The following is a 13619-nucleotide window of genomic DNA, read 5'->3' as shown; positions in this document are numbered from 1 at the left end:
TTCATGTCACTTCCTTTAAGAACGTATGCTGCACTTGTCGCTCAGTCAGTGGCGGCGGCGCAGGGTGCGTGCGGCACGTTGCTGGATATGGCTGTGGGCACGCCGCTGCGCGCAATTATGGAATCTGTGTCGGGCACGGGTCTGTGGTTGCAATATATCGCATTGCTTATTCTGTCCCGCTCGCGGTTAGCCACATCAAGCGGCGCGGATGCAGACAGTTGGGTGGCTGATTTCGGTATGTCCCGTATGCCGGGGACGGCTGCTACAGGCGAGGTGACGCTGACTTCATTTCAGCCAGATCAGCAGTCTGCATCAGTGGCAGTTGGGGTTCTTGTTCGCACTGTTGCTGGTATGAATTATGCCGTGACGGAAGATACGAGCAATTCTGCATGGTCTGCCGCAACTGGTGCTTATGTGCGGCCAGCGGGAACGGGATCTATTACTGTGCCCGTTGAATGTCAGGTTTCTGGATCAACTGGCAATGTTGCCGCAGGCGCCATCTGCCTTCTTGGAACCAGCATTGCCGGTATTGATACCGTGACGAATGCAGTAGCACTTGTAAATGGCTCCGATGGAGAGACAGACGCGCAGTTAAAGGCTCGTTTTCCTGATTGGCTGGCGGCAAAATCTACAGCCAGTAATCCGGCTATTGAAAATGCTATTGCGGGTGTACAGACCAATCTCACTTATGAGATTATTAACTGCGCAGCACCAGATGATACATTCCGCCCGGGATACTTTACGGTTGTTGTAGACGATGGCACGGGCGCGCCATCTACTGATCTTTTGGCATCTGTGTATACAGCGATTGATGCTGTTAAAGCGGAGGGGGTCGGGTTTGCTGTTATCGGGCCCATTGAACTTCGGGCAACAGTCAGTATGACGGTAACCGTGGCTGCGGGAACAGATACAGCTACGGTTCAAACTAATATTCAGAATGCAATTACGACCGACATTGATGCCCAGAAAGTGGGGGCGGGTTACGCATACAGTCGTCTTCCTGTGGTAGCTTACAACAATGCCGGGGTGGATATTGTTTCCATCACGAATGTGCTGTTGAACGGCGCGCAATCGGATCTAGCAGCCGCTACCAAACAGGTGATCCGGGCAGGTTCCGTTGCGGTGACGGTTGTTGAGGCAGGCAGCTAATGGCTACGGGAGATCAGAACGATTTTGCCCGCCGTGTTCGGCAACTCCTTCCATTCGGCTGGTTCCCAGATCCTCCAGCAGAAAACCAGAGTGAAAAAGCGCCTGTTCTGAATGGTGTTTTGCAGGGCATCGGAAATATTCTGTCATGGGTTTATGACCTGTTCGGGCAGGTTAACCTTCAGATGCGTCTGGCCACGGCCACAGGCTCTTTTCTGGATATGATTGCCTACGATTTCTTTGGCGATGCGTTGCCTCGTGCCTCTGGAGAGACAGACGCAGCTTATAGAAAGCGCATCCAAGAAGCACTTGTTGCTCAGAAGAATACCCGCACAGCCATTACGGAAGCATTGCAGGATCTGACGGGGCAAACGCCTATCGTGGTTGAGCCCACGAGCGCCAGCGATTGCAAGGGACTTGGTTCAACAGCAACGCCAGCCGCCGGCGGTGGCTACGGGTATGGTGTGGCGGGACTATATTACGGTGGCCTGAATGGAGGCCAGTTTTTCGTGACGACAAAGCCGGGCAATGCAGCGTCCGTGGCGGCAATTTACGCCGCAATCAATAATGTGCGCGCCGAAGGTGTTACGGCGTGGGTGAAGGTTGAAAACTGATGCAGCGCAGGATTGTTTATCAAGGGCAGATTCCGCTTGATGCAGATTTGTTGTGGGGTGAACGCAATCTGAAAACTGCATTGGGGCAGGCGTTAAATCTTCTTTATGGAGATTTTTCTACAGTTTCTGCGGCTTTCGGTTTTTCTGTTACGCCATCTGCTTCTGCGCTGACCATTGCTGTAGGCTCTGGTGTCGTGGCATCTTCTGGCGCCATTGATGAAACAGCTTTCGGCGGGAATGGGGGTGGTATTTCTGCTGATACATCCGCGCAGTTTGTTGTTTACGGATGCGCTGGAGGAAGCATTACCCTCACAGCAGGGCAGACAGCAACGTTATATGCTGTGTGTTCTGAGGCGGATACAGATGAAACTGTGCTGCCATTCTATAATGCGGATAATCCAAGTCAGACGCAGGCTGGACCCGGAAATGCAGGCACGTCTTTACCGGTTACCCGTTTGGCGCAAGCGGAATTGGTTCTGGCCGCCGAAGCGCCTGCATCACCATCTGGCGGTGCAATCGTTCCTCTTTACACGGTAACAGTTCCCGCTGGCGCAACAACTGCCGCTGGAGCCACGACTAAAGCCCTTACAGCGTTTTATCCGACCGTACCACAACTAGAGCGTGGTCGTTATCTGGGAACGCAGAAATTCACCAGCAGCGGCATATACACTCCAAGTAACCGCGCACGAATGGCGCGTGTTCGGATGTGCGGAGCAGGTGGTCCGGGTGGTTATGCGCAAGCCAATGATAGCGATCATAATTCAGCGGGTGGAAGTGGAGGGGCCGCAGGTGAAATCGAATTTTGGTTTGATGTGTCAGACGGGGCGATACAATCAATAACGATTGGTGCGTCAGCAGAATCCACAAATACAAATACTCAGAACAAAAGCGGTTCAACATGGCTTGGATCTATAGTGGAATGCCAAGGTGGCGTGGAGGGGAGTTATGGATTTTCTACTTCTACGAGTTCAGTAAGCGTTGGCGGCCAAGCTGAAGGCGGAGCAGTAACTGTCTATGATGCGAGCAAAATCCTTTCTGTAATCTACCAAAAACAAGGGCAAGACGGTGCGGGCGGGTGGTATGTTAACGGCATCACTTATCCTGGTATTGGGACGCAATCATTTTTTGGTGGTGGGACATACGCCACATCAAACGGCGCTGCCCAAGACGCGTCTGGATACGGTGGTGGCGCAGGCGGTGGCGGTTCGACCACCTCAACTGGATACCCTGGGGGGCTTGGCTCTCCCGGCGTTGTGATTATTGAGGAATATGCCTGATGCAAAGGTATGTAGTTTACCGCACGATGGCAACTAATACGCAGCCTGTCGGCTATGTAGTCAATGCGGTTCTATGGGATGGAAAATCCTCCTGGGCGCCCCCGAATGGTATGGCTGTTATTCAGAATGATATTTTGAATATTGGCGATACTTACAATTCAAATTCTTAAATTTCCCTGTTTTTTATTTTTAAGGCCGCTTTTTGCGGCCTTTTTTTATGTGAGGGCTCATGGCTGACGCAGATCAATACACGCCTGTGCCGCTACGGCAGTTGGCGCCACTGGTTGCCGCGCTTATCGTTAAAGAGTCTCTGTCTGGCCTTGATATTTCTGGGGCAAATGTCGGCGATATATCCATTGTTGACTATACCAAGGCAGTTAATGATGCCGTTGCACAAGTATTAGATGCGGTAGATAATGCATCCGCAACTTCAGAGGCATCTTCTCAGTCGGCTAATATCGCAGCGGCTGCAGCAGATAGCGCGCAAGCAACTGCGGCTGGGGCTGGGGCCATCCTTGCGCAGAACACCGCACTCGCCAGCATGGTCGCGAACAACCCGGTCCAGTTTACAAACAGGGGCGCATGGGATGCGAGCAAAAACAGCCCGTCATTAACCAGCGGCACGGGCACAGAGGGCGATTTCTACGTTGTTTCTGTTCCGGGCAACGCATCGTTAGATGGGGTTACGGCGTGGGAAATTCTCGACGGCGTCTGGTTTCATGATGGTGTTTGGACAATTCTTAAAAGGGCTGGGTATCCCACCATTGCGCAGGTATTTCAGGGGCTGGATGGCGTTATTGCTGATGGTGTCACGCTCAACAGTCGTGGTAGCGGCGCATTAACGCTCAGGGATGTGTTGGGTTATATCCTAACCTCCATTGATAATACCGGGAATATCAGCACGGCAGGCAAACAGTTGCTGCTGGGCTCTACACTTTTGGATTGCAACGCTACGGGACAATTCCTGTTTGGCATGCGCGATGCCATGGGGAATGTGGCATGGGGCGTACGAGCAGACGGCTCTCCTGCATTCCCGAGCAGTGCTGCGCGTGCTGATCTCGGCCCGATTTCTGTTACCAGCAACAGCAATCCAAATGGCGTTACGGTCAGGGACAAAAACGGTTTTATCCTGCTCGACACGTCTGGGTATTACGCCGTCAAAACTGGCGATTTTACCTCTGAGGAAATCGCCGAACGTGACCGCATGCAGTTAGCTCGGTCTGCTGCGACAATGGCAGGCCCCGGCGATATGCTGCGGGCGCGACCTGTTTGGGGTATATCCGTCAGCTACGCACTCGGTCAGTCTGAGATGATGGGTTTTGTTTCAATTCCTGCCCTCAGTATTACACAGCCCTACGACAACATCACATTTGGCGGTGATCCGAGGGGGTTTGATTTCGGAATTGATAGTGCGCAGTGGACGCCGAGGGGTGGTGATGCAGCACCGCAGCCGTTGGTTGCTGTTAATGTAAATCAAGACACGTATGCAACGATGGATATACCTGATCTGGTTTATAAGCCTGCGACTGTAGATGTGACAGTTCCGACTGTTACCAGCGGTCATCCACAAATCCAGATCAGCACCACGGATAAATCCGTTGATTTTACAACGGGATTTTCTGTGGGTCAGACTATCCAATGTGCAGGTTTTACGGGTACGGCAGCGGCTAACAATGAGAGTGGTGGGTGGTGGTATAGTAACTATATAACGCTCACAACCGTTACAGCGCAGTCTATAACAGGGACGTGTGATTATGTTTGGTTCCAGTGGGACCCCGTAGCTGTTTCGGGAGCAACTGGCGTCTCTATTGCTCCACTGCGCATTACTCGTGATTTTGGTGAGCAGCAGAGTATTGCGGCTCTGAATTTTTATCGTGGTATGCAATTAGCGTATCGTGGTCTGCCCTCTGATTCCTCACGCAAATTAGCTCTGCTGTCCTGCTGCGTTTCTGGCACAACTATTGAGCAGTTAAGTAAGGGATCGTCCCCCGATCTGTTTGACCGCATCCCGCAGTCTGCCACGATTGCTAAGGCGCAGGCAGATAAGTCGGGCACGACAATCGGCTGTTTTCTTCTAGAGTTTTGTCAAGGCGGATCGAATACGAATACGGATTACGCCACGTATTACCCGCTGCTGGCACAGTATTTCGAAGATGCAAAATCGGCCATCAAGTCAGAGTTTGGGCAGACGATTGATCCATTTATCGAAATTGTGCCGATCAGTGGGATGAATCTGCCGGGCACAGGGATTATGGACGTGTGCCGCGCTCAGGTGGACTACGTTATGGCAACGCCGGGAGCATACATTCCGACAGTTGGCTATCCAGCGATTGACTATGGGCCGCATTATTCCAGCAATGGTGAGCGGTATGTTGGTGCGATGCGTGCAAAAGTGCGGCACAGGGTCATTACGCAAGGGCTGGCGTGGAAACCATTGATAATGGAACGTGCCAGGCTGCGTGGGAAAACAATACTGATTGATTGTCACGTTCCGTATCCCCCCATCCGCGTGCTGCCAACGTGGGAAGGGCAGGCCCAAAACACCAGAACTGATCTAGGATTTGGTGTTTACGATACAGTTACAAATGCACAGTTGAGCGTTGCATCGGTAAACATTGCAGGCGAAACGCAGGTCGAAATAACGCTCAGCGCAGAGCCTGAAAATCCTGTCTGGGTGACGTATGGCGATAACCACCACAACGGCTCTGGCAATATTTACGACAGTGATCCGGCTGTATCTCGTGACGTTTATGAATGGGTGGAAGGTAATGGTGCGCCGTACTCCGAAAATATCCCAGCCTACATTGGCAAACCGTATGCGCTGCCTAACCCAATGATCAATTACGCTATTCAGAGCGTGGAAGGATAAGTCATGGCTCTCGCCATTACTGTAAATGACGCTGATTACTCTGATAATTCCATCGGCTGGGAAGCTCCTACCAGTGCGCAGCCAGCAACGGCGCTGTTTGCACTTAACAGTGCATCTGGGCTAAAAAATCTGGCATCAGGCGGCGTGCAACCCACAGCCAAAACGGGTGCGCCAGTATTTACGGCAGGTGTGGCTGGAAAATCTCTGCCGTTAGTTACGCTAGGCTACAACGAAATTCTGGAAACCTACCAACTGTTTACGCCCCAAATCACGATCCTGTCGTTAATTAATTTGGGGTCGGGCAATCCTAATATTATTCAAACTCCTAATATTGGATCATCCCCAGCTGGGTTATCGTTAGCGCAGCGTGGCGGCACTATGAACAATTTTTTGGCATGCTCGAACGCTGCTCAACAGTTATCCGAAAATGCCGATGGTTTGGTATTCGGCACATGGCAGATACACGCGTGGCAGTGTGATATCACGACAAAAACACCCGTGCTAAATTACAAAAACTATACAACCGGCATATCAGCGGGCGGTACAGGTTCATTTCCAGATATTTATACACCTATCAATACGTTTGAATTGGGTGGCGCAGGGGATAATGCCGCAAGCAGTACGTTTGAGGCGGCCTCTTATCTGATCTGGGATACTATTCTTGCAGCTGATGATTTAACAGCGGCGGTGGCATGGATGCGTCAATGGGCTAAATCATTCGGTCAATCAGTATAATGCACGTTTATTTATAGTTCAGATCTGCACTATAAATATCTGAAATACATTTTCTTCGGACAATTGAATGACAGATGAACAGAGCGCGGGCACCCCCAGCGTTGCTGATGGCGTGCACGCACGTCTGGATGATCACGAAGAACGCCTTGCCGCTGTAGAAAGGCGGCAGGACGTGACAGATGGCAAGCTGGATAGCATCAGCCGAGATATTGCGGCTGTGCGGGCAGAAGGTAACGCCCGCCAGCAAGCTACAAATGCCGGAATGGATCGGATTGGTATCCAGCTTTCTGACCTTACCCGCCAACTGGCGGCCCATACGGGTGCGCAGGAAGAGCGGAACAGACTGGCGGAAGACGGTTTACGGCGTTGGAAAAAGTTGGCGGTTATTGTGGGGATTTTCTGCACACTTGGTGCGGCAGTTGGCGGCACAATTCTCTCTAGCCAAACATGGGACGACTACCTGTTTGGGAAGGTCGGGTTCTTGCATCGGAAACATCCATACCCGCAGCCCACACCGCAGCCGCAGGAAACGCAGTTCATCCTGCCCCCGCGTGAAATGGAAGCGACATGACCGGACTAAACCTGTCTCAGTTTAAGTCCCTCATCGTGCGGCCTGCGCTTGCAGGGGCTAGGCTTGGCGGTGAGGCGGCAGTTAATTTGCTAACTGGCACCTGCCTTGTCGAAAGCGGCCTTTCTTGGCTGGAGCAAATTAAAGGGCCTGCTCTTGGTATCGCGCAAATGGAACCCGCAACGCATGATGATTGCTGGGTGAATTACCTGCGCTACCAACAGGATACCGCAAACCATATCCTCGCAACGTGCGGCCTCTCTGGTTTGCCTGATGCGAGCGTGATGATCTGGAACCTGCGGTATGCCGTTTTGATGGCACGGGTGAAATACCTGCGTGTTCCAGCGCCGCTACCTGATGCAAACAATGCCGATGCCCTCAGCGCCTATCACAAGCAGCACTACAACACGGCGTTGGGGCAAGCCAATGCCAGTGCAAACACATCTCTATTCCAGCAGGCCATCAATGCATGAGGCGGGTTCTCCTGCCGCTCATGCGCCAACTGGCGTGGCGATTACTCAGAAAGGACAAATACGGTGTTTCTCACCGAGACCGAGTGCGAGCGTATAGCAAAACGCACCGCAGATATCGTGCTGGCAGAACTCCGCCGCAGCATCCACCGCAGCCCAAACGGGAACCTCGTAATTGAGGTTGTGGAAGTGAACGCACTGCCTGTCAGCTTGCGGGGAGGGAGGTCGCATGACTGATGCACCTGCTCCCGTAGCGCCAAAACGCTCTGCCGTTGTCGCGCAAACAGCCAAGGCCATTACGGCTGGCCTGTCGTTGCCCGCTATGGTGGCTGCACTTCCACAGCCCGAAGCAACATGGGTGCTTTATGCCTGTGTTGTGTTTGCGGCAGCAGGGGCGGCAGCAACGCAGATCCCGCTGCCAGCTAATCAGTCCGGCAAGCTGTGGCTTCTGTACCGGATTATCAACTTCCTTGCCCTCAACTGGAAGCAGGCTGCCAATGCTGCGATTATTTTGCGCGGAGCAGTTTCTTCCAAATCTGAACCGCCCAAGGCTGGGGCGGGTTCTGTTGTGACCATTCCGAAAGACGATACGAAATGAAAAAAGCACTTCTTGCTCTGGGGCTGTTGCCTCTTCTGGCTGCTTGCGCTGATACCTCGCAGGGCAAATTGCGTCAGGCTGTTTATGATGTGGACAGCGCTTATCATGTGCTGGCTAACCCTATGCCGGATGTGATGGCAGGCAAGGTTCCCGGTGTGGCATTAACCGACACGCAAAAGACTATTGCCAAGGCAGCCAGTCAGGCCGTGTTTAATGAAATCCAGTCTCTGGAAACCTCTATCGAAAGCGGCAACAGCATTACGCAGACGGGCGTGAACGCATTGCAAGCAGACTTTGCCTCTTTTGAAACCTGCTGGACAGGCCTGAAAACCGGTACCACGCCGGATGCCTGCGCAGCCCTTGGCGGGAGCAAATAGCATGAACGCAACAGAAATCAGCGCCATCCTTGGCGTAGTTGGTACCGTAGCCGGTTTGGCCGAAAAATACGGGCCAGAAGTTTACGAGACGGTGAAAGAGGCCATTGAGCAGTCCAAGAGCAAGACTGGCCCAACTGTAGCAGATATTGAAGCCATTTTTGCCAAGTGCAAGGCGGATAACGCGGCTATCCAGTCTGCATGACGCCAGATTTTGAATGCGGGATGATTGTTGGTGGCGGGGGAGTTTTCCTCGCCACTATCGCGCTGGCTGTGGGCTGGCGGTTGCTGGTGGTGCGGTCTGATTTTTGGTGGAAATGAATGAGGAAAAAACTGTTATAAAGCTTATGAGATCCTGTGCTGTTTGAAAATCAGTGCCATCAATACTTTCTTTGCGGGAAATGGAATATAAAAGCGCATTTTCTGTTTTTGAGGTGATGTTACATGTGTAAAGATGATCCTCACGTTGGATAAAATTCAAGGCAAGGAGATATTTATTTTTATAAAGTGATAGAGTTTTTGAAAGCTCATGAAAATCATTTTCACAAATTCTTTGAGAAATACAGATAAATATAACTTTCCTATCTGAGCGTAGTAGATTTACAAATCTGTCAACGCAGCGTTGATAATATTTATAAACGTTATTAACAGATATATCATAGTGATTAAATGCAAAAAGAATACCAAAGTGTTCTTTATAATATCTGTGATCACAAAAATTTGCATCGGGTGAGAGTTTTTCACTGTCAGCAATTTTTATGTGCTCTGATCTATCCAGAAAAGTTGAAAACCCGTCCTGAATGCAATGGTTTACCATGCGGATATCACTAAATATCCAATCAAACGGGTAGGAGTGCTTTTTAAGTCCAAGGTTTTTGAGAACTGAAGCTGTCAGGCAATGATCTCCCACAGAAACCACTTCAAGCCCCTGAAGATTCTGCGCGATCTTTTTGAACTGATGGTAATATCTGAGTAAAGAGAGCAGTTCTTTTACAGATCTTTTAACTTTTTTCAGACTGTTCATGCGCGCTCTTGGGGTTGGATATGGCCGACGATAATATGGATCTAATTATATCCTTACATTGGAATATTTTGGCATTTCCTTCAACATTGTTCTCATCGGGTTACGCGGGCAGCATTTTATCCCGATAGAGGCACTGTCTTTACTTTAAGAGATGTATTTTGTATTTGTAAAATGAATCATTACAGATACGACATTCTATATGTCATAAAAAATATTCATGATGCATGATGAACTTGCCTCATAAGGCACATGACATGTTTCTTTTCATGCGGGTTGTGTAGGTTTTTTGCCTGTGTACAACCTTGTGGAAAGTGTGAATTGATACCTTGAAGCGCGCATCTGCTAAGGCCACATATAGGCAATTACCAATGTTAAAGAGAAAGTTCACCCTATGAGCACTGTCACCATTTCTGTTCTAAAAGAGTTTGTTTCCAAAGCATCTGCCCTGCATCAGACGTGGAAAGCAAGTAAGCCTTCTGCATCAGAACTTTCCTGGCGGGAATGTGTAGAGGATGAGAACTATAAGGATGCCGTAGTGGAGAGAGACTTCTTGGCAGAGTTGACAAAAGCCAATATTCCGTATGAGATGTCGGAAGCTGTTTAAAACAGCAGATGCATTTTACGAATTAGGTAAGAAAAAACCGCCTTTCGGCGGTTTTTTTGTGGTTACTTCAAACTTGGCTCCAAATCAGATTTCTTTCTATAAAATGGTAATTCAATAAAGAAATAAGAAAGCGTTGCAAAAAGAATGGCCATACAGATGCCTGAAACGGCAAACAGTTTAGATGATATTCTTAAACCGTAAGACTGGCGAATATCTTGCATAATATCCCAGACAACAATGTGGCACAGATAAAAGGAGTAAGTGATTTCTCCACCCCAATAACTTAGAAACACCAGTGGCTTTGGTACTGTTAGGGTGCCGCATTTTAAGGCGGCATACACCACGCACACACAGGCCAGAATAGAAACAATGCTGATAGAAAAAGGCATCATTTGGTTCTGAAATGCAGCAGGTATGGCTGTAGATGCCACAAGGCCAAAAATCAGCAAGAAGAAAGAAAGCGTTGCAGGAATTTGTGGTGCTTTTGCCCGGATAATATCGCCTATGCCCTGCGTGTTTACAAGATGATAAGCAATAAGTCCCCATATAAACCCTGTGGGACGGTACCATCCCCAATCAACACCACCCGGCAGCCAGAAAAGCAGCACCACAGCTAAAGCATAAATACAGAAGATAAAAAACTTTTTGCCTATGGTGAAGAACAGAAGCGGCAGAACAATATAAAATTGATTTTCAAGCGATAAAGACCAATACCAGCCTAATGGACTGGGAGAGACAGCATTTTCAAAGTTTCTGATATAAAAAATAGAAGTCAGCCATTTATAAAACAGGCTGGTTTGATCGCCCCACAACCCGCGATCGGATGAAATAAGGCCCGCAGTAAGTGTAACGGTTATCCAGAAAAACGCAGCCGGAAAAAGTCTGAGAAATCTTTTCTTGAAGAAATCAAGAGAGAAGGAAACTTTCTCTGCTAGTTCCATATTGGGTTTGGATTTGCCCAAAACCATGTAACCCATGAAATAACCGGATATAACAAAGAAAATATCTACCCCCAACCAAGGACGCAAAACTGCTCCCAAACTTTCTCCAAAATGAGGGTGGATATTGGTACGGAGTGATGCTTGATGCGCCATAACAACCAAGGCAATAGAGATAATGCGCATGAGTTGTATTTCTATGTTTTTGTTATATTTGCCTGCCATCTGACCCTGCTTTTTTGATATTTCCAAAGTTCATATCGGGCAGGGGAGCAGTTGACCAGATTCCTCGCTGCATAGCATGCAAAGCACAGCTAAAATGGTAAGTGAAACTACGAAAAAATCCTTCAACCGGATGTATAGGCTGGTATGGGGCATAGGGAAATCATCAGCGTGACTCACATGGGTTGTGCCCGTTATCCACAGGCTTACCCACCGGAGCATCCGCAGAATCTGTGGACAAGGCCACTAAGCTTGGCAGTCAAGATACCTGCGGATAAAAACTTCAGGGGTGGTATAAATCCTGCTCCAGAAAGGTTTTAACGCGCAGGAAGGCTTCTTCTTCCGTTTCGTTTTCAGCAATCCCCAACCACGAGGGCTTGCGCCGGGCAATCCAGCCCAACATTTTACCGCTTAGGCTCCGAAAGAGCGGAATATCTTCTGCCAGAAGCAAGATGCCCAAAGGCAGCATCCACACACCCAACACAGGTAAAAAGGAAAGCAATCCACCCAAAATTAACAACAGCCCAGAAGGCAAGCGCACCCATTTTTGCTGGGGTTTGCGTAACCACTGTATGGCGCGGCGCATTTTGGCGGGCAGCTTTGCTGTTATCATTTGTGTGCGGTGTTCGCGCAGGGTTTCTGGCGTATCGGTGTTGGAAGATGGTGGCTGCTCCATTTCTGCTCCATAACTGTGGCTGATTTTGTTTTATGTGCCTTTCTTTGGGCATTATCTTTTTTATAAAGGCATTTCGTAGTTTATAGCATTTAACAAAGGCAGCATTGTGTATTTAAAACAGGGTTTCACGCTGGTATCCGTTCAATGAGCTTGCGTGTTGCTAAAATATGCTTAGGCATTGTTATAGCGTCTTTGCCGGTTTCTGCCGCTTGGGCGCAGGAAAATGCAGCATGTCAGGCGTTTGGGCCAGAAAACAGATTGCCCACACTCACGCGGCCTTTCATGTTGAAGCAGACAGAGCTGCTTTGTAACATGGGTTATGCTGTTTTGGTTTCATCTGTTACGCACACACCTTTGTGGGCCGCAGAGCATTTGCAGGCAGATAATGTGCGTCTTGCAGAACGCCTGATGCGTGCTGGCACTTTTTATGAAGATTCTCGCTGGCCAAATGGTAGCCGAGACCATGATTACAAAAAATCTGGCTACAGCAGAGGCCACATGGCCCCCAGTGCAGACCAGCCAACTCCCGCCGCACAATTTGAAACTTTTGCGTATTCCAACGTGGTACCGCAATCCATTACGCTCAATCAGGGCATTTGGGCGCGTATTGAATACACAGTGCGGGAATTGGCTGTGCAGGAAGGTGATTTATATGTGGTCACCGGCCCTGCCTTTCATGGCCATCCTATTCCCACCATTGGGCCAGACCATGTGTTTGTGCCGTCTTCTACATGGAAAGCTGTGTATTCTGCGCAACGTCAGGCTGCGGGCGTATATGTCTGCAAAAACGTGCAACGTTCTCCACACTGCGATCAGGTAACAGTGGCAACCCTTATCCGCAATACAGGGGTGGATCCGTTTCCGGGTGTGGCAGATCGTATCAAGCAGAATTTCTGGCGCTTGCCGTCACCACGTAAAATACGGCGGTAAGCGTGGGAAGGTGAGAGTACTGACCACGATTTTCACGTAGATTGTACACGTTATCCACAGGCTTACCCACCGGAGCATCCGCAGAATCTGTGGGCGAATCTATTGGCAAGAGGTTTTATTGGCTGATGCCAAGCCAAGGTCCGGCCCAGATCATCAGCAGATACAAAACAATGGTTAAGCCACAGCCGCTGGCCAGTGCGGGCCAGAAATGCACGCCATACCGCATAAGCCACGGCATGAACAAAAACATGGGCAAGGAGGGTAGCACATACCAGAATGTAGCGCTCACATGGGCTTCCATCCGTGCGGGATCATGCGTTTCCAGCCAAAGCCAGATCATCCCAAATACGGAAACAAGGGGCAGGGCGGCAACCAACGCACCAAAACCAGGGTAACGGCGTGCCAAAGTGGAAACCAGAGCAATAATCAAAGCTGAAAGCAGGGTTTTGAGAAGAAAAAACATTCAGGTATCAGACAATAAATAAAAAACGCCTGACTATAATATATTTTTTAATATAGATGAATTGTATCACCCCACGTGGCGCATTAAATTAAATTTCAGGATATCATTCGT

Annotated in this window: 16 protein-coding genes; 12 read left to right on the top strand and 4 right to left on the bottom strand. The window is 49.6% G+C overall.

Annotated elements, in window-relative coordinates; genetic code table 11:
• Positions 1-3 precede the first annotated feature (3 nt).
• The 10 genes from FKW19_RS00275 (at position 4) to FKW19_RS00230 (ending at position 8856) form a co-directional block, all read left to right on the top strand.
• Complete coding sequence (locus tag FKW19_RS00275) at positions 4-1149, top strand: baseplate J/gp47 family protein (RefSeq protein WP_089178540.1); 1146 nt, start codon at positions 4-6, stop codon at positions 1147-1149.
• Positions 1149-1760 (top strand): hypothetical protein, encoded by a 612-nt coding sequence (locus tag FKW19_RS00270; protein ID WP_089178541.1) that lies wholly within the window; start codon positions 1149-1151, stop codon positions 1758-1760. The genes FKW19_RS00275 and FKW19_RS00270 overlap by 1 nt, the downstream gene beginning before the upstream one ends.
• Positions 1760-3037 (top strand): hypothetical protein, encoded by a 1278-nt coding sequence (locus tag FKW19_RS00265; protein ID WP_150150520.1) that lies wholly within the window; start codon positions 1760-1762, stop codon positions 3035-3037. Before FKW19_RS00270 ends, FKW19_RS00265 begins: the two co-directional genes overlap by 1 nt.
• Before the next feature lie 229 nt (positions 3038-3266).
• Positions 3267-5906: a hypothetical protein gene (locus FKW19_RS00260; RefSeq protein WP_089178543.1), complete on the top strand. Its 2640-nt coding sequence runs from the start codon at positions 3267-3269 to the stop codon at positions 5904-5906.
• A 3-nt stretch (positions 5907-5909) separates the two neighbouring features.
• Entirely contained in the window at positions 5910-6641 is a 732-nt protein-coding gene (locus FKW19_RS00255; protein WP_089178544.1) for a hypothetical protein, read from the top strand.
• Between the two features lie 67 nt (positions 6642-6708).
• Positions 6709-7212: a hypothetical protein gene (locus FKW19_RS00250; protein WP_089178545.1), complete on the top strand. Its 504-nt coding sequence runs from the start codon at positions 6709-6711 to the stop codon at positions 7210-7212.
• A complete protein-coding gene (locus FKW19_RS00245; protein WP_089178546.1) occupies positions 7209-7682 on the top strand; it encodes a hypothetical protein in 474 nt (157 codons plus the stop codon). The genes FKW19_RS00250 and FKW19_RS00245 overlap by 4 nt, the downstream gene beginning before the upstream one ends.
• A 226-nt stretch (positions 7683-7908) precedes the next feature.
• Positions 7909-8277: a hypothetical protein gene (locus FKW19_RS00240; RefSeq protein ID WP_089178547.1), complete on the top strand. Its 369-nt coding sequence runs from the start codon at positions 7909-7911 to the stop codon at positions 8275-8277.
• Positions 8274-8654, top strand: coding sequence for a hypothetical protein (locus tag FKW19_RS00235; RefSeq protein ID WP_089178548.1), 381 nt, complete (start codon positions 8274-8276; stop codon positions 8652-8654). Before FKW19_RS00240 ends, FKW19_RS00235 begins: the two co-directional genes overlap by 4 nt.
• A gap of 1 nt (position 8655) precedes the next feature.
• Positions 8656-8856: a hypothetical protein gene (locus FKW19_RS00230; protein ID WP_035350917.1), complete on the top strand. Its 201-nt coding sequence runs from the start codon at positions 8656-8658 to the stop codon at positions 8854-8856.
• Between the two features lie 54 nt (positions 8857-8910).
• Here FKW19_RS00230 and FKW19_RS00225 read toward each other — a convergent pair whose 3' ends face one another.
• Positions 8911-9675, bottom strand: a complete 765-nt coding sequence (locus FKW19_RS00225) for a DUF1796 family putative cysteine peptidase (protein WP_089178549.1) — start codon at positions 9673-9675, stop codon at positions 8911-8913.
• 391 nt (positions 9676-10066) lie between these two features.
• Here FKW19_RS00225 and FKW19_RS00220 point away from each other — a divergent pair, with 391 nt between their 5' ends.
• Positions 10067-10279 (top strand): hypothetical protein, encoded by a 213-nt coding sequence (locus FKW19_RS00220; protein WP_006116906.1) that lies wholly within the window; start codon positions 10067-10069, stop codon positions 10277-10279.
• A 62-nt stretch (positions 10280-10341) separates the two neighbouring features.
• Here the strand turns inward: FKW19_RS00220 and FKW19_RS00215 are convergent, their stop codons facing one another.
• Together FKW19_RS00215 and FKW19_RS00210 are read right to left on the bottom strand one after the other, a co-directional pair.
• On the bottom strand, positions 10342-11442 hold the full coding sequence (locus FKW19_RS00215; RefSeq protein ID WP_089178550.1) for an acyltransferase: 1101 nt from the start codon (positions 11440-11442) through the stop codon (positions 10342-10344).
• Between the two features lie 280 nt (positions 11443-11722).
• Positions 11723-12115 (bottom strand): hypothetical protein, encoded by a 393-nt coding sequence (locus FKW19_RS00210; protein ID WP_089178551.1) that lies wholly within the window; start codon positions 12113-12115, stop codon positions 11723-11725.
• Positions 12116-12259: 144 nt separating this feature from the next.
• Here FKW19_RS00210 and FKW19_RS00205 point away from each other — a divergent pair, with 144 nt between their 5' ends.
• Positions 12260-13045, top strand: coding sequence for a DNA/RNA non-specific endonuclease (locus FKW19_RS00205; protein ID WP_089178552.1), 786 nt, complete (start codon positions 12260-12262; stop codon positions 13043-13045).
• 115 nt (positions 13046-13160) lie between these two features.
• On the opposite strand, the gene FKW19_RS00200 is transcribed toward FKW19_RS00205, so the two are convergent.
• A complete protein-coding gene (locus tag FKW19_RS00200; RefSeq protein WP_006116910.1) occupies positions 13161-13508 on the bottom strand; it encodes a DUF3147 family protein in 348 nt (115 codons plus the stop codon).
• Between the last annotated feature and the right edge of the window lie 111 nt (positions 13509-13619).

This window comes from Acetobacter sp. DmW_125128, assembly GCF_008704325.1.
Taxonomy (GTDB): Bacteria; Pseudomonadota; Alphaproteobacteria; order Acetobacterales; family Acetobacteraceae; genus Acetobacter; species Acetobacter oryzifermentans.
This window is presented reverse-complemented; position numbering and strand designations above follow the sequence as displayed.